The sequence below is a fragment of the Streptomyces syringium genome (assembly GCF_017876625.1).
GTDB lineage: Bacteria > Actinomycetota > Actinomycetes > Streptomycetales > Streptomycetaceae > Streptomyces > Streptomyces syringius.
In genome coordinates, this window is sequence record NZ_JAGIOH010000001.1 from 1,244,080 (window position 1) to 1,259,339 (window position 15,260).

16 protein-coding genes are annotated in these 15,260 nt (G+C 72.5%); 5 read left to right on the top strand and 11 right to left on the bottom strand.

Features of this window, described 5'->3' with window-relative positions; genetic code table 11:
- Nucleotides 1-137: 137 nt before the first annotated feature.
- Nucleotides 138-764 carry a YigZ family protein gene (locus tag JO379_RS05465; protein WP_130876596.1) on the bottom strand — a complete coding sequence of 209 codons (627 nt, stop codon included), beginning with the start codon at nucleotides 762-764 and terminating at the stop codon, nucleotides 138-140.
- Nucleotides 765-840: 76 nt separating this feature from the next.
- Between JO379_RS05465 and JO379_RS05470 the strand changes: the two genes are divergently transcribed.
- On the top strand, nucleotides 841-1,248 hold the full coding sequence (locus tag JO379_RS05470) for a CoA-binding protein (protein ID WP_130876597.1): 408 nt from the start codon (nucleotides 841-843) through the stop codon (nucleotides 1,246-1,248).
- A 141-nt stretch (nucleotides 1,249-1,389) separates the two neighbouring features.
- Here the strand turns inward: JO379_RS05470 and JO379_RS05475 are convergent, their stop codons facing one another.
- Both JO379_RS05475 and JO379_RS05480 read right to left on the bottom strand, forming a co-directional pair.
- Nucleotides 1,390-1,932 (bottom strand): YbaK/EbsC family protein, encoded by a 543-nt coding sequence (locus JO379_RS05475; RefSeq protein WP_209518538.1) that lies wholly within the window; start codon nucleotides 1,930-1,932, stop codon nucleotides 1,390-1,392.
- A gap of 88 nt (nucleotides 1,933-2,020) precedes the next feature.
- On the bottom strand, nucleotides 2,021-2,593 hold the full coding sequence (locus tag JO379_RS05480) for a helix-turn-helix domain-containing protein (RefSeq protein ID WP_130876598.1): 573 nt from the start codon (nucleotides 2,591-2,593) through the stop codon (nucleotides 2,021-2,023).
- Nucleotides 2,594-2,703: 110 nt separating this feature from the next.
- Here JO379_RS05480 and JO379_RS05485 point away from each other — a divergent pair, with 110 nt between their 5' ends.
- A complete protein-coding gene (locus JO379_RS05485) occupies nucleotides 2,704-3,567 on the top strand; it encodes an EamA family transporter (protein ID WP_209514157.1) in 864 nt (287 codons plus the stop codon).
- An 81-nt stretch (nucleotides 3,568-3,648) separates the two neighbouring features.
- Here JO379_RS05485 and JO379_RS05490 read toward each other — a convergent pair whose 3' ends face one another.
- The gene (locus tag JO379_RS05490; RefSeq protein WP_209514159.1) at nucleotides 3,649-4,818 is read right to left on the bottom strand and encodes a DUF6777 domain-containing protein; all 1,170 of its coding nucleotides are present in this window, start codon (nucleotides 4,816-4,818) and stop codon (nucleotides 3,649-3,651) included.
- Between the two features lie 308 nt (nucleotides 4,819-5,126).
- Between JO379_RS05490 and JO379_RS05495 the strand changes: the two genes are divergently transcribed.
- Nucleotides 5,127-6,425, top strand: a complete 1,299-nt coding sequence (locus JO379_RS05495) for a streptophobe family protein (RefSeq protein WP_209514161.1) — start codon at nucleotides 5,127-5,129, stop codon at nucleotides 6,423-6,425.
- 60 nt (nucleotides 6,426-6,485) lie between these two features.
- On the opposite strand, the gene JO379_RS05500 is transcribed toward JO379_RS05495, so the two are convergent.
- The 3 genes from JO379_RS05500 to JO379_RS05510 are packed head-to-tail and all read right to left on the bottom strand — an operon-like array spanning nucleotide 6,486 to nucleotide 10,498.
- Nucleotides 6,486-7,523 (bottom strand): serine/threonine-protein kinase, encoded by a 1,038-nt coding sequence (locus JO379_RS05500; RefSeq protein ID WP_130876602.1) that lies wholly within the window; start codon nucleotides 7,521-7,523, stop codon nucleotides 6,486-6,488.
- A complete protein-coding gene (locus tag JO379_RS05505; protein WP_130876603.1) occupies nucleotides 7,523-8,143 on the bottom strand; it encodes an SH3 domain-containing protein in 621 nt (206 codons plus the stop codon). The genes JO379_RS05500 and JO379_RS05505 overlap by 1 nt, the downstream gene beginning before the upstream one ends.
- Nucleotides 8,144-8,158: 15 nt before the next feature.
- Nucleotides 8,159-10,498 (bottom strand): ABC transporter ATP-binding protein/permease, encoded by a 2,340-nt coding sequence (locus tag JO379_RS05510; protein WP_209514163.1) that lies wholly within the window; start codon nucleotides 10,496-10,498, stop codon nucleotides 8,159-8,161.
- A gap of 81 nt (nucleotides 10,499-10,579) precedes the next feature.
- Here JO379_RS05510 and JO379_RS05515 point away from each other — a divergent pair, with 81 nt between their 5' ends.
- Together JO379_RS05515 and JO379_RS05520 are read left to right on the top strand one after the other, a co-directional pair.
- A complete protein-coding gene (locus tag JO379_RS05515; protein WP_207303836.1) occupies nucleotides 10,580-11,020 on the top strand; it encodes a gamma-glutamylcyclotransferase family protein in 441 nt (146 codons plus the stop codon).
- Between the two features lie 135 nt (nucleotides 11,021-11,155).
- The gene (locus JO379_RS05520) at nucleotides 11,156-11,725 is read left to right on the top strand and encodes a gamma carbonic anhydrase family protein (RefSeq protein ID WP_209514165.1); all 570 of its coding nucleotides are present in this window, start codon (nucleotides 11,156-11,158) and stop codon (nucleotides 11,723-11,725) included.
- A 75-nt stretch (nucleotides 11,726-11,800) separates the two neighbouring features.
- Here the strand turns inward: JO379_RS05520 and JO379_RS05525 are convergent, their stop codons facing one another.
- The 4 genes from JO379_RS05525 to JO379_RS05540 all read right to left on the bottom strand — a co-directional run bounded on the left by JO379_RS05525 (nucleotide 11,801) and on the right by JO379_RS05540 (nucleotide 15,130).
- The gene (locus tag JO379_RS05525) at nucleotides 11,801-12,487 is read right to left on the bottom strand and encodes a DedA family protein (RefSeq protein WP_209514167.1); all 687 of its coding nucleotides are present in this window, start codon (nucleotides 12,485-12,487) and stop codon (nucleotides 11,801-11,803) included.
- A 209-nt stretch (nucleotides 12,488-12,696) separates the two neighbouring features.
- On the bottom strand, nucleotides 12,697-13,380 hold the full coding sequence (locus tag JO379_RS05530; protein ID WP_209514169.1) for a hypothetical protein: 684 nt from the start codon (nucleotides 13,378-13,380) through the stop codon (nucleotides 12,697-12,699).
- 162 nt (nucleotides 13,381-13,542) lie between these two features.
- A complete protein-coding gene (locus JO379_RS05535) occupies nucleotides 13,543-13,914 on the bottom strand; it encodes a hypothetical protein (protein ID WP_130876608.1) in 372 nt (123 codons plus the stop codon).
- Nucleotides 13,915-14,032: 118 nt separating this feature from the next.
- Nucleotides 14,033-15,130, bottom strand: a complete 1,098-nt coding sequence (locus JO379_RS05540) for a glycosyltransferase family 4 protein (protein WP_372449052.1) — start codon at nucleotides 15,128-15,130, stop codon at nucleotides 14,033-14,035.
- Nucleotides 15,131-15,260: the final 130 nt, after the last annotated feature.

Below are 15,260 nucleotides of genomic sequence, written 5' to 3' on the forward strand. Positions count from 1 at the left end.
GCTCCGGCCTGCATGCTTTCCGTTCCTCCGCGCTCCGATCCGACACCGACCCAGCACGGTACTCGATGTGGACACCCGCCACATGGGCTCCGGACGGAACGGGGCCCGCCGCGCGTCGGCCCCGGGGCCCCGCCGGGTCAGGCGTCCTCGTACGCCTCGCCGCCCAGCTCGAAGCCGGCCGTTCCCGCCGTGGTGTCCGCCAGCCAGGCGCGGAACGATTCGACGTCCGCCTCCGGCAGTCCGATCTCCATGCGCACCCCGGAGCCGTAGGTCACCTCGCGCACCGCGCGGCCGGTCGCCCGCAGCTCGTTCTCCAGTTTCCCGGCCCGCTGGTGGTCGACGGTGACCGTCGCGAGGCGGAAGCGCTGCCGGGTGACGGTGCCGAGGGTGTCGAGGGCTTCGCCGACGGCCCCGCCGTAGGCGCGGATGAGCCCGCCAGCGCCGAGCTTGACGCCGCCGAAGTAGCGGGTGACGACGGCCACGGCGTACCGGACCTCGCGGCGGAGCAGCATCTGCAGCATGGGGACCCCGGCGGTGCCGCCGGGCTCGCCGTCGTCGCTGGCCTTCTGGACGGAGCCGTCGGCGCCCAGGACGTAGGCGAAGCAGTGGTGGCGGGCGGTGGGGTGCTCCTTGCGGACGCGCGCGATGAAGGCCTGCGCCTCCTCTTCGGTCGCGGCGGGCGCGAGCGCGCAGAGGAAGCGCGACTTGTTGATCTCGATCTCGTGCACGCCTTCGCGCGCGACCGTCCGGTACTGCTCTTGCATTCCACCACCCTATGCGGCGCCGTGACCGGGGCGGGAACCGCGGGAATGATCAGTGCGGGCCGCTCGTTGAGCGGGCATGTACGCAGAGGCGGGGATCATCCGGAAGATCATCGAGCGGACCGGCGACACCTGGGCGGTGGTCGGTCTGTCGACGAACGAGCAGCGCGCGGCGTTCGGCGTCGCCGAGGTGCTCCAGCGGTACGGCAAGCGCGTCGTACCCGTGCACCCCAAGGCCGAGACGGTGCACGGCGAGCAGGGATACCGCTCCCTGTCCGAGGTGCCCTTCCCCGTCGACGTGGTGGACGTCTTCCTCCGCTCCGAGCTCGCGGGCTCCGTCGCGGACGAGGCCGTCGCGATCGGTGCGAAGGCGGTCTGGTTCCAGCTGGGGGTCATCGACGAGGAGGCGTACGAGCGGACGCGCTCGGCGGGGCTGGACATGGTGATGGACCGGTGTCCGGCGATCGAGATCCCGCGACTGCGCTGAGGTCCGCCCGGCCGGGGGCGGGTGTGCACCTCGGCTGCACGGCGGTGTCCTTCGCCGGACGGGCTGCTTTCGCAGCCCGTCCGGCGATTGAGGACGAGACGGCGGGTCAGCCGCGCTGTCCGCGGCGCCGGGCCCGAACGGTCAGACGCCGAGCCCCGCGAGGACCGTGGCGCCGGGGAGTTCCGCGAGCGCCTTGCCGGGGACGATCAGCTTGCCCCGGCGGCTGCCGCTGCCGATGAGCAGGTACGGGGCGTCGGCGACGGCGGCGTCCACCAGCACCGGCCAGTCGGCGGGCAGTCCGATCGGGGTGACGCCGCCGAACTCCATGCCCGTCGCGCCGAGCGCGGTGTCCATGGGCGCGAACGAGGCCTTGCGGGCGCCGAGGTGCCGGCGGACGACGCCGTTGACGTCCACGCGCGTGTGGCCGAGCACGAGGCAGGCGGCGAGCGTGGTCGTGCCGCCACGCCTGGCCGCGACGACGACGCAGTTCGCGGACTGCTCCAGCAGCCCGGCGCCGTAGTGCTCCACGAGGACGGCGGTGTCGGCACGTTCCGGATCGGTGTCGACGTGGAGCAGCTGCTCGGCCGGTACGGAGCCGCGCCAGTCGCGGACGGCGGCGGCCACCGGGCCGACCAGCAGGTCCAGGGCCTCGGCGGCGGGGCGGACATCGTCGAAGGCGTCCATCGGGGTGCTCACACGCGCCAAGCCAGCAGGGCTCCCCGGCCCGCTCGTGCGGCCGTCCCACCGGGTGGAGCGGGGGGGACAGGGCGGGTCACCGCGCGGGCGGGATGGCCACCGCCATCGTCATCTCGACGGTCTCGGCGCCGTCGTTGCGGTAGGCGTGCGGGGCGCCCGCGTCGAAGGTCGCCGACGTACCGGCGGGCACGGTGTGCGCCTGCCCGTCGACGACGAGCGTCAGCACACCGGCGGTCACCCGCAGGAGTTCGACGGTGCCGGGCGGGTGGGGGTCGGAGTCGCTGCCGTCCCCGGGGACGATCCGCCAGTCCCACAGCTCCAGCGGTCCGCTCGCCTCGGCGCCGACGAGGAGCGTGGTGTGGCTGCCGGCCTCGCTGGACCACATGCGCACCGCCTGGGCCTCGGGGACGATCCGCACCAGCGCGCCCTGGTCCTGGTCGAGGAGGGTGGTGATGCTGACGCCGAGGGCGTCGGCCAGCTTCACGGTCGTGCCGACGCTCGGGTTCGTACGGGCCTGCTCGATCTGGATGATCATGCCTCGGCTCACCCCGGAGCGGGCCGCCAGGGCATCGAGCGTGAAGTGCCGCTCGGCGCGCCAGCGCTTGAGGTTGCGGGCGAGCGACTGCGTGAGCTGGTCGAGGTCCGTCACGGACCGTCCCCTATCGCGAGTGACAATATTTTGAGTGACAGAGTTCAATAAGTTGAACTACGGTGTGCTGGACCCCACCGTTCATCACACTGTACTGCGAGGTTTCCCCCATGACAGCGGTCTTCGCCCTGGCAACCGCCCTTCTCTGGGGGCTTGCCGACTTCGGCGGGGGCATGCTGACCCGTCGCATCCCCGCTCTCACCGTGGTCGTCGTCTCGCAGCTGCTGGCCGTGGTCGTGCTGGGCGCGGTCGTCGTCGCCACGGGCGGCTGGTCCGAGGCCGGACCGCGGCTGTGGTACGCGGTGGCGGCCGGTGTGGTGGGCCCCGCGGCGATGCTCTGCTTCTACCGCGCGCTGGCCCTCGGGCCGATGGGGGTCGTCTCACCGCTCGGCGCGCTCGGCGGTGTCGCCGTACCGGTCGGGGTGGGCCTGGTGATCGGCGAACGGCCCGGGCTGCTCCAGATCGCGGGCATCGTGGTCGCCGTGGCCGGTGTCGTCCTCGCGAGCGGCCCGGGGTTCGGCGGCGCGCCCGTGCAGCGGCAGACGCTGGTGCTCACCCTCGTCGCGGCGTTCGGCTTCGGTTCGGTGATGGCACTGATCGCCGAGGCGTCGCACACCCTGACCGGGCTGTTCCTCGCCCTGTTCGTCCAGCGCGTCTGCAACGTGATGGTCGGTGGCGCGGCACTGTTCGCGTCCGCGCGGCGCGGCAATCCGGTGCTGCCCGCCGAGGGCGGGGGCGTCATCCGCGCGGCACTGCCGGCGCTCGCCTTCGTCGGCCTCGCGGACGTGGCCGCCAACGGCACGTACAGCATCGCCGCCCAGAGCGGACCGGTCACCGTCGCCGCCGTCCTCGCCTCGCTCTACCCCGTGGTGACCGCGCTGGCCGCGCGCGGCCTGGGCGAACGGCTGCGCGCGGTGCAGGCGGCGGGCGCCGGCCTGGCCCTGGTCGGCACGGTCCTCCTCGCGAGCGGCTGACCTGGCCGCCCCCGGGGAAGACATGCCTGCGGCCGACGCGTGAACGCGTCGGCCGCAGGCATGTTCCGCCTCGGTCCCGCCTCAGTACGCCGGGCCTTCCGAGGGCGGGCCGCCGGGGCCGTCGGTCGTGCCGCCCGTCGGGGGCGAGGAGCCCGGTGCGGGCGCCGACTCGTCGGACGACGGTGTGTCGCTCCCGTAGGACGTCCCGGGGGACGCGCCACCGCCGGGCGGCGGGGCGGGCACGTCCTTGGCTCCCGTCGAGTCCCCGCGGTACCGCTTGATCCACTCACCGGTGCGCGGATCGTAGATCCAGAAGATGTTGATGACCGTGGTGGACCGCTGGACCACCACCGACTTCTTGTCCTGGTAGGACGGCCACGCCTGGCCCTTGGGCTTGACGTCGCCCTTGATGGCCACCGGCTCCTTCAGCGGGTTCCCGCACGCGCAGCGCACCCGCGGCACACCGCGGTCGTCGACCAGCACGGCCGTACCCGCCTGCAGGACGTCCTGACGGCTGGTGGTGGCGCCGTCGCGGTAGCCGTGGTTGGTGACCCGGGTGTCGTAGCGCAGCTGTACGGGCGTCAGCCCGCGCAGATACTCCGGGATCCGGCCCTGCTCGATGCCCGCGGCCTGCGCCCAGGCGCGCCCCTTGTCCTGATTCTCGGTCAGGTACCTGATCTGCTTCTCGACGTCGCAGGCCGCGACGTTCTGGGTGCCGCCGTAGAGGCCCTGCGTGGACCCCGAGAACGACGGGTTCCGCCCTCCGTCGGCGGGCGGGTCCGGGGGTTTGGCCCCGCCGGTGTCCGACTGCTTCGCCGTCGACTTGGAGTAGGGGTCGGGGCCCTCGGCGGCCGCCGCCTGGAGGAAGACCTCCCCTCCCCCGCCACCCGGCCGGGCGAAGAAGACGCCGAGCGCGATGGCCGTGACCAGGGCGCCGGCGACGAGGGCGACCCGCGGGGCGGACCGCCACCAGGGAGGACGGCCGCCGCCGGTCCCCCCGCGACCGCCGGGGGGCGGCCCCGGCGGCTGCCCGGGACCGGACGGACCAGAGGGACCGGAGGGACCAGAGGGACCAGAGGGACCAGACGGGCCATACCCGCCTCCCGAGCCGCCGGGCGGCGGCGCCGCGGGCCGGCCCGGCTCCGTCGGCCGGTGCGACGACCCGGAGGGCGCGGGCTCGGAGCCCTGGCCGGACAGCGGTCCGGACGGCGGGCCGGTGGGGGGTTTTCCTGACGGCGGTTCGGAAGTCACGGCCCTTCTCCCAGGCATTGACGGTGATGCGGATCGAGCCGGATGCAGTCGGATCGCACGGGAGCCGGGACGTCCTCCGCCCCGCTCCCCCTTCCGCATATCGGTCGTTTTTATCTGTTTTCGCTCCGCTCATTGTGTGTACGGGATCCACGCCGCCCGCAAGCGGGAGCGCGCACCAGGGGTGCGGGTCCCCCGACCGCCCTCGCGGGCGGGCGGCCCGGCGCCCCCGTGCGTACGTTGGGAGACACCGCGAGCCGCACCGCCCCGCCGGGACCCACCGAGACCCCCGAGACCCACCGGAGTCAGCGTTGAGCAGCCAGCCCCCAAGGTCCGCGCCGGGCAGGGCGCTCGACGAGGTACGGGCCTGGCGGGACGCCCTCGCCACCGTGGCCGCCGGGATCGTCGCCCTGTTCGTCGTCGCCGCGCTCGGGCTGTGGGCGGCGGGCGCGTCGACCCTGCCGGGCGGCGCGTTCCCCCACGTGGTCGCCGCCACCGTGGTCACCGCCGTCGGCGGCACGGTGCGGCTGTCGGGCGGCGCGGGCCCGATCGCCCAATCGGGCGGCGGGCTGAACGTCGTTCCCCTCTCGGTGACCCTGGCCGGTGCCCTGGCGATCGCCGTGGTCTTCCTGCTGCCGCTGCGCCACCACGCGGTGGTGAGCGGGCCCCAACTGCTCGCGCGGGTCGCCCGTACGGCCGTGCTGTGGCTGCTGGCCCTGCTGATCGTGGCGCTCAGCGCGCGGCACACCTTCCGGATCAGCCTGGGTGACGAGGCCCTCGACGACATCGGCGACCTCCTCGGCGCCACCCCGTCCGTCGGTTTCCGGGCGGCCGTGGGCTCCACCCTCGGGTTCGGGCTGCTCTGGCTGCTGGTGCTGCTCGCCGTGGCGTCGGCGGTGTCCCGCAAGACGCCGCTCCCGCCGCGGCTGCTGCGGTTCCAGGACTCGGTGCGGCCCGCCGCGTTCGCGATGCTGATCGTCCTGCTGGCCTATGTCGCCCTCGGCCTGGTCATCGGTGTGGTCATGCTCTTCACCCGCGAGCACCCGGACCAGACCGCGGCCGTCCTGCTGCTCGGGCTGCCCAACCTGGTGTGGCTCGCCTTCGGCGTGGGGCTCGGCGGCGCGTGGGAGGGCAGGGTGCCCAATCCCATCGGCCTGCCCGTGCCCAGGGCCCTGGCGGCGGTGCTGCGTCAGCGCGACGGCGAGGCCACCGGCACGGTGGATCTGGGCGCGCTCGCGGAACAGGACGGGCGGGCCTGGCTGTTGGTGGTCCTCGCGGCGGTCGCGCTGCTGGCCGCCGGGTTGCTCATGGCCGTACGGTCACCGGCCGGTACCCGGCCGTGGCAGCACGCCGTGCGGCTCGGGATCGCCGCGGCGGTCACCCTGCTCGTCGTGGGACTGCTGACCCGCATCTCGGCCCGCTTCGGTCTGTCGGTGTTCGGCATCGGCGACCTCGACGCGCTCGGCGGTGAGGTGCTGCTGCGGCCCCGGCTGTGGCTGCTGGTGGGCGTCGGCCTGCTGTGGGGGCTGGTCGCGGGCTTCCTGGGCGGCCTGTTCACCGCCCGGGTCCGGCGGCGCGGCGAGACGACGCCGGACCCTGACAGGCACTGACAGGCGCTGACGGGCGCTGACGGGCGCTGATCGGTACCGGCCGTTTCGGTACCGGCCGGGCTATCGGCGGGTGGCGTCGGGGAAGACCGGCGCCGCCCAGCGCGGCGGGTGCGGCGGGGGTGTCCGCACCGGGGGCGCTCCCGCGGGCCGCGGATCGACCCGGGTGGGCTCGTGTCCCCGCACGGGCGGGGGCTCCTCGGGCACCGCGCCCGTACCGGCCCGGCGCAGGGCGCTGACGAACTCCAGACAGGTGTCGTAACGGTCCTCGGGCGCCTTGGCGAGGGCCTTCATCAGCACCTCGTCGACGGCCGGGCCGAGGTCGGGGCGGTGCTCGGAGACCGGGGGCGGCGGGTCGTTCTGGTGCGCCCACAGCAACGCCATGTCGTCGTCGCGCTGGAAGGGCGGGCCGCCGGTCAGCATCTCGTACACCACGCAGGCCAGGCTGTAGACGTCGCAGCGGCCGTCGACCGGCTTGCCCGAGATCTGCTCGGGCGCGACGTAGTCGAGGGTGCCGACGAACTGGCCCACCGTGGTGAAGCCGGTCAGCGACAGCGACTTCTTCGTCAGCCCGAAGTCGGTCAGGTACACATGCTCGGGGTGGTCGCTGTCGGTGCCCTCCGCAACGAGGATGTTGCCCGGCTTGACGTCCCGGTGCACCAGGTCGTGCGCGTGGGCGGCGTCCAGGGCGGAGGCGACCTGGAGGCCGATGCGGCAGGCGTCGACGACGGGCAGCCGGCCGGTCCGGTCCAGCAGCGCCCGCAGGTCCTGGCCCGCCACGTAGCGCATGGCGATGAAGAGGACGCCCTCGGTCTCCCCGGCCTCGAACACCGGCACGATGTTGGGGTGGTCGATGGCCGCCGCGACCCGCGACTCGTGGGCGAAGCGCTGCCGGAAGGTGTCGTTGCGCGCCAGCTCCGGAGCCAGCAGCTTGAGCGCGACCGTCCGCCCGAGCCGCAGGTCCTGGGCGCGGTAGACGACGGCCATGCCACCGCGCCCGATCTCGCCCTGCACGCGGTAGGCGGCGATCTGCCGGCCGATGAGGTCGGACTGCCGGCCGATCGGCACGTCCCCGCGCGTACGGTCGTCGGGGCCCGCCATCAGCGGTCACCGAACACGGTGGTCGGCGGCGCACCGGGTCCGTCGGCCTCTCCCGCACCGGCGCCCGGCTCGCTCCCTGCCCCCTCGGCGTCCTCGGTCCCCGGCACCGCGAACGTGGCCATCGCCGTCCCGTCGCAGTAGCACCAGCGGTCGTGCTCCGCGTCGTACACCCACATCGCCTCGCCGTCGATGACGGCCCCGATCCGCAGCCCCCGGGTGGTGTCGCGGAACGTCTCCCCGTCTGTCCGGCCCGCCGCGAGGTCCTCCACCGCCCGGCGGTAGCGTCCGACGGTCTCCTCGACCCGGGCCAGCAGGGCCCGCGCGTCGGCCGTCCGGGCGAGCTGCTGCCCGGCGGACGGCGGGCCCTGCGGCACCGGGAGCAGCAGCCGGGCGTCGACCCACGCGGACCAGCCGTTGAGACAGAGCACCTGCCCCCAATCGCCCCGCCGCTCCAGCAGCCGCACCGGCAGCAGCGCGTCCAGCGGCTCGCTCGCCACCAGCCCGTCCGGGGCCTCCCAGGTGGGCATGCCGTCGCCGGGCACCACGTGCGTCGGACGGAAGCCGGCGGCCGGGCCCACGGCGGCCGCGATGACGGACTGGGGTGGATACGCTGCGTTCATCAAGGCTCCCGCCTGCTACTTGCGCATGATGGCGGGCTCGTGGCGGCGCAGCAGTCGCGCGACGATGACGCCGAAGACGACCGAGAGCACCACCAGCATGCCCATGTTGATCAGCCAGGTGCCCGCCGAGTGGTCGAAGAGCGGGTCGGAGGTCAGTTTGCCCGGCACGATCCGCTCCAGCCCGACCGTGCCGGCCATCGCGCCGAGCGCCCAGCGCGCGGGCACCAGCCACGCCAGCTGTTCCAGGCCGGGCACCCCGGCCAGCTTCAGCAGCGCCCCGCAGAAGACGACCTGGACAATGGCGAGGAGGACCAGCAGCGGCATGGTGACCTCCTCCTTGCGCACCAGTGCCGACACGACCAGGCCCAGCATCATGGCGGTGAACGACAGCAGTGCCACGGCCAGGGCGATCTCGACGAGCGGTGGGAAGAACACGCCCTTGCCGCCGGGGGCGTTGATGTCCACGCCGAACAGCGCGACCAGGGTCAGCACGACGGCCTGCACCACCGTGATCAGCCCCAGCACCACCACCTTGGACATCAGATACGCGGATCTGGACAGGCCGACGGCTCTCTCCCGCTGGTAGATCACCCGCTCCTTCACCAGTTCCCGTACCGCGTTGGCGGCTCCGGTCAGTACGCCGCCCACGCACAGGATGAGCAGCGCGTTCATCGCCGAGTCCTGGGTCAGTTTGCTGCCCGCGAGCGCCCGGGCCATCGCGCCCATCACGAAGGGCAGGGCGATCATGATGGCGAGGAAGGTCCGGTCGGCGGTCAGCGCGGCCGCGTACCGGCGCACCAGGGTGCGCAGTTGGGCGCCCCAGCTCTGCGCCTTCGGCGGCTTGGGCGCTTCCTCCGGCGCGTGGGCCCCGTCCAGCCGGGGTTGTTCGGTGGCCGCCGCGATGTACTGGCGGTAGTGCGAGGAGGCGCGGAACTGACCCGCCCAGTCGCGCCCGGCCTCGGCCTCGAACGCTTCGAAGGCCTCCGGCCATTGGGCGTAGCCGAAGAAGTCGAGGGTCTCGTCGGGCGGTCCGTAGAAGGCGATCCGCCCGCCGGGGGCGAGGACCAGCAGCCGGTCGCACACATCCAGGCTGAGGACGCTGTGGGTCACGACGATGACGGTGCGGCCGTCGTCGGCGAGGGTGCGGAGCATGTGCATCACGGAGCGGTCCATGCCCGGGTCGAGGCCGGAGGTCGGCTCGTCGAGGAAGAGCAGCGACGGCTTGGTCAGCAGTTCCAGGGCGACGCTGACGCGTTTGCGCTGACCGCCCGAGAGACTGTGGATGGGCTGGTCGGCGCGCTTCTGAAGGCCCAGTTCACCGATCACCTCGTCCACCCGGGCCTGCCGTTCGGCCTGTGCGGTGTCCCCGGGGAAGCGCAGCTCGGCGGCGTAGCCGAGGGCGCGGCGCACGGTCAGCTGGGCGTGCAGGATGTCGTCCTGCGGCACCAGCCCGATGCGTGCCCGCAGCTCGGCGTAGTCCCGGTAGAGATCACGGCCGTCGTAGACCACGGTGCCCCGGTCGGCGGGGCGCTGGCCGGTGAGCGCGTTGAGCAGCGTCGACTTGCCGGCGCCGCTCGGGCCCACGACCGCGAGCAGGCTCTTCTCGCCGACGGGGAACGACACGTCCTCCAGCAGGGTCTTGCGGCCCTTGTCGACCTGCACGAGCAGGTCCTGGACGTCGAGCGAGACCTCACCGGTGTCGACGAACTCCTGGAGTTCGTCGCCGACGAGGCAGAACGCGGAGTGGCCGATGCCGACGATGTCGCCCTGGTCCACCCGGGCCCGCTGCACGGGCCGGCCGTTGAGATAGGTGCCGTTGTGGCTGCCGAGGTCCACGATCTCGTGGCCGCCGTCGGCGGTGGCGCGCAGTTCGGCGTGCCGGCGGGAGACGACGAGGTCGTCGACGACGAAGTCGTTGTCGGCGCCGCGGCCGATCCGGACGGTCCGGCTCGGCAAGGGGTGTACGGAGGTGGGGCTGCGGAAGGTGCCCGTGGCGGACGGCAGCGAGACGGACGAGGGGCGCCCCGCGGCGTGGGCCACGCCTTTGAGCAGTGCGGCCGGGCCGTCGTCGGGGTTGCCGAACCGGATGACGCTGCCCGGTCCCACGTCCTCCGTACGCACCCGGTGGCCTTCGGTGTAGGTGCCGTTGGTGCTGTCGCTGTCCTCGAGCGTCCAGTGGTCCCCGACAGGGCGCAGCACCGCGTGGTGCCATGAGACCCGAAGATCATGCAGCACGATGTCGCTCAAGGGATCGCGCCCCACGTGGTAGGTCCGGGTCGGACTCATCACCTGCGAGCCGCCGTCGGCCTCGACGACGAGTTCGGGGGCGGGGGGCGCGACCGACCGCTCTCCCATGTTTGGATTCTACGGCGGACCGTCCGGCCTCGCCTGTCCAAGGGGACGCACCCCGGCCCGCCCTTCGAAGGGAGCCCACAGGTGTCGTCGCAGCACGGGGCCGCCGAGCGGCTGCCCGTCTTCGTCTACGGGACGCTGCGCCCCGGACAGGGCAACCACGATCGTCTGCTGCGCGGCCGCACCACGGCCGAGGAGCCCGCCCGGCTGCGCGGCGCGGTGCTGTACGCGGGCCCGGGCTACCCGTACGCGGTGAGCGCTCCGGAGGGGCCGGGGGAGCACCTGATCCGCGGCGACCTGATCACTCTGGACCCGGCGCGGTACGCGGAGCTGCTGGCGGCGCTGGACGCGCTGGAGGGTTACGCACCGGGGGATCCCCGCAATCTCTACGAGCGGGTCGCCCGCGAGGTCCTCCCGGACGGCGGGGGCACGGTCCGCGCCTGGGTCTACCTCGCCGCGGACCGCCTGGCCCGGCGGCTGCGCGACGCCGGCACACCGCTGCCCGGCGGCGACTGGCTCCGCTGAGGTGCCCGGGCCTGACCGGCACCGGCGGAACTTCGTGGTGGATCAGCGAGCGGCGCCGCGCGCCCGCGAGGATCCGCCGGACAGGTTCTGGTGGCGTTCCGCGCCCGTGGCTTACGGTGCCCCTGAGTGTGGATCATGACGGGTGAGGCAGAAGGAGAGACGGTGGCGGAGCGGGCGTTGATCGCGGGTGTGGGCGGCCACGAGCCGAGGATCGACCCGGGGGCGTTCACCGCGCCGACGTCGGTGGTGATCGGCGAGGTGACGCTGGCGGCGGGCGCGAGCGTCTGGTACCACGCCGTGCTGCGGGCGGACTGCGGTCCCATCACGCTCGGCGCGGACAGCAACATCCAGGACAACTGCACGGTCCACGTGGATCCCGGGTTCCCGGTCAGCGTCGGCGAGCGGGTGACCGTCGGTCACAACGCCGTCCTGCACGGCTGCACGGTCGAGGACGACGTGCTGGTCGGGATGGGGGCCACGGTCCTCAACGGCGCGGTGATCGGGGCCGGTTCGCTGGTCGCCGCCCAGGCCCTCGTCCCGCAGGGCATGCGGATCCCCCCGGGTTCCCTGGTCGCGGGTATCCCGGCCAAGGTCCGGCGGGAGTTGACTGAGGAGGAGCGCGAGCACATCGGGCTCAACGCCGCGATGTATCTGGAGCTGGCGCAGCAGCACCGCGACGTGGCGGCGGGCGGCACGGACGCGTAGGGGAACGCGAACGGCCCGCCCGGGGCGCACCCGGGCGGGCCGTGGACAGGCGGGGCGTGGCCCCGGCCGCCGTCGTCAGTCGTTGACGGACACGGGGGCGGGCCGCTCGACGCCCGGTCCCGCGACGGCCGCCTCGGCCTCGGCCTCCGCACGCTTGGCGGCGGCCTTCTTGGCCCGCAGGCGCATCACCAGCAGGGAACCGAGGCCGAACACCACGGCGGCGGCCAGGCCGACGTAGGAGAACTTCTTGATCCAGTCCTCGGCGACCTTGCCGACGGTGTAGATCACCGCGACCGTGCCACCGGCCCAGACGATGCCGCCCAGCACGTTGGCGATCAGGAACTTCCAGTACGGCATCTTCAGGACGCCCGCGAGCGGACCGGCGAAGATCCGCAGGAACGCGATGAAGCGGCCGAAGAAGACGGCCCACATGCCCCACTTGTGGAAGGACCGCTCGGCGGTGGCCACGTGGTCGGGCCCGAAGTGCTTGGGGAACTTGCGGCCGAGCCAGTCCAGCAGCGGCTGGCCGCCCTTACGGCCGATCATGTAGCCGATGGAGTCACCGACGATCGCGCCCGTGATGGCGCACGCGCCCAGCACGTACGGGTTGATGTGATCCTGTGTGGCGGCCAGCAACGTGGCGCTGACCAGGACGATCTCACCGGGAAGCGGGATGCCGAGGCTCTCCAGTCCGATGACCCCGCCCACCAGCAGGTAGACGGCTACCGCCGGTACTGTTTCGAGCCACTCCTGGATGTGCAACGCCGGTTCCTCCCCGGTTGGTGATCAAATGCCCGGCGTGCGCCACGAGGGCACACGCCGGGCAGCCTACTGGAGGAAAGGACTCCTTCGCGGGGCCGCCGGTTGCTCGGGCGAGGGTCACGAGTGGGACAAGGGACCGGGCCACCGGCCGGGGGCGATCCGCGCGCGACGCCGAGGGCCACCCGACGACGGAGAGGCAGCCCCACTCGTCAGAGCAAGTGGGCGGCCGCCCGCTCCTCGACAAGGGCGCGCATGGCCTCGGGGTCGGTCGCGGCCTGCTGGTAGCGATGGCACAGCGCCGCGTTGGCCACGTACTGCAGCCCCTCCTTGACCCCCGGTGGGTGGGGCAGGGCGTAGACGCGGCCTTCGTGGCGGACGGGGGGTGCGCCCAGAAGGGCGGTGTGAGCAATTTCCCACGCGGCGTCCTCGAAGCCCCAGCCGCGGAACCGCTCGTCCTGTCCCCCGTGGGCCCACCATGTCGCCGGGGTGGTCACGTAGACGCCACTGCATGCCCCCTCAACGGTGAGGGCGCTGCACTCGGACAGCGTCACTCCCGCGCGGTGCTGCGCGCTGCCTTCGGCGTCGAGGGATCGGTATTCGGTGTACGGCAGATGGGCGAGGTCACTCCCGGCGGCCCCTTCGATGGCGTTCCAGAGGGGGGCTTCCTCGGCCAGCGTGTCGGCGTCGGCGATGACGACGACGTCGGCGCCGGACCGCGCGGCACGGCGCACGCCCGCGTTGCGGCAGGCAGCCGCGTTGAACGGCTCGTCGCCGGTGTCGACGTCGAGCACCGCGGCGGCGGGCAGCGTACGGCGCCAGTGGGAGACGGTGATGTCGTGGGCTTCCTCGCGGCCGGTCTGGGGCCGCCAGGGTATGGCGACGGCGATGTTCACAACTCCTCCTGGGACGGTGTGCGGCCACTACGGGAGCGGCGGGAGGTCACGCCGTGGGCGACGGCGGCCGTAGCGAAGCCCTCCGGCCGACAGGTCTCGTCGGCCGGAGGGCCTTCCATCAGCGGCGGACGCGCTGCCTCTCGGGCTGCCGCTCTCCGGGGGTCAGGTACTGGTGACGTCGGCGATGACGAGTGCGGTGACGGTCCCCCTGAATTGCCGGTTGACGTCCGGAGTCGCACCGGGGCGGGTGCGGCGCCAGATGGTCAGCTCGACGGCCGCATCGTAATCCGGATTTTCGATTCCGACGATCTTCAACCCCACTTGGTCGAACGTCAGAATCTGATCGGCGTCGGCGTTGTGGTTGTAAACCGCTTCGAGTGAGTACGACTGAAGCGCCACACTCCAGACGGACTTGTTCCTGTCGTCCTTACGAACCTTGCCGTGGAGCACGAATCCCACCGTCTGCTTGCACGGGCTGTCACCCATGGGCGTATCGCCCACCGAGAAAGTGACCGGTTTGAATTCGATAGGCACTGCCTTGCCTCCAGTTCGGGTCGGAAGTTTCGCTGGCGATTTTCTGCCGTGATCACTCCGAGATTCTTCGCTCGAGTGATCGCACATGGGGCGGTCATCCCGCCGAGAAGGGCACTGGTCAGCGCGCCGAGTCCGCTATACGGAAGGACGTCCGTCGGCTCTCGCTGCCCAGCGACTCGATGGCTTCGCACCAGACATCGAGCTCGGGGCTCTTGGTCAGTTCATCGGAGCGGGCTTTCGCCCGGCGGGAGGCCCTGGCCCAGTTCTGCGGATCCTTCAGCGTCATCAGAGCGTGGATCCAGGCGTCCATGTCGTCGCGGTAGGCGAAGATCCCTGCCTCGCCGAGGGACTCGACCAGTCCGGGGGTCGGGTGGGCGATCACCGGGATGCCGGATGCGAACGCCTCCACGGCCACCCGTCCCCAGGACTCGTACAGACTGGGCATGAGCATGACGCGGGACCGGCTGTAGACATGCGCGCGCATCTCGTTTCCGGGTACGCCCTCGACGACTTCGCAGTTGGGCAGCCGTGGCGGCGGCATGATCTGCTGCCCGTAGGCGCCGCGCACGCCCAGGAATTGCCACTCCGGTGTCCATGCGGCGATCTGCCAGAAGAGATCGCCGCCCTTGTCGGGGTTGAGGTTCACCAGGGTGGCGTGATCGCCCGGTTCGGTACGGTAATCCTCCGCGATCACAGGGGGACGGACGACGACCGTGCGCTTGGGCAGGAATTCCGGAGGGTACCGCGCGTAGAAGATCTCCCCGTCCCGCCGGATCCATTCGCTGTTGTAGACGACGAGATCGGCTCCCGCCGCATTGTGGAAGCTCGTGGCGAAGTTGTCGTGACAGATCACGGCCACGGGAATCCGGCGGGCCCGGGCCAGGCCCGACACGATCGGGACGTTCTCGAAGTGGGAGAGGAGCACGTCCGCCTTCTGCGAGGCGGCGGCGAAGTCGGCGCCTTCCTGGTACGGGATGACGTGCACCCCGTCGATGTCGTAACTCTTCTCGATGCTCCCGGGGTGGGAAAGCCAGACCGTCACCCGGTGGCCGCGCTCGGCCAGGGGGCGGAGCATCGAGTGGAGCATCCACTCGGATCCCGCGTTATGGGCCGGTGGATATCCGTACACCCGGGCCGCGATGGACAGGCTCCATGACTTGGTGCGTGCAGCCAGGGTGGGCTGGTGCGGGCGGGCCGCCGCCGAGTCCACGTGCATGTACTCCCTCCGGAAGAACGACATGAGAGCGGGGCGAAGGGCGCCTTCGAGTGATGCCGTCCGCGAGGCCGGCCGGGGCCACGGCCTCACCGCGGCCCCGGTCCTGCCTGGCGGCGCGTCTCTCATGGCA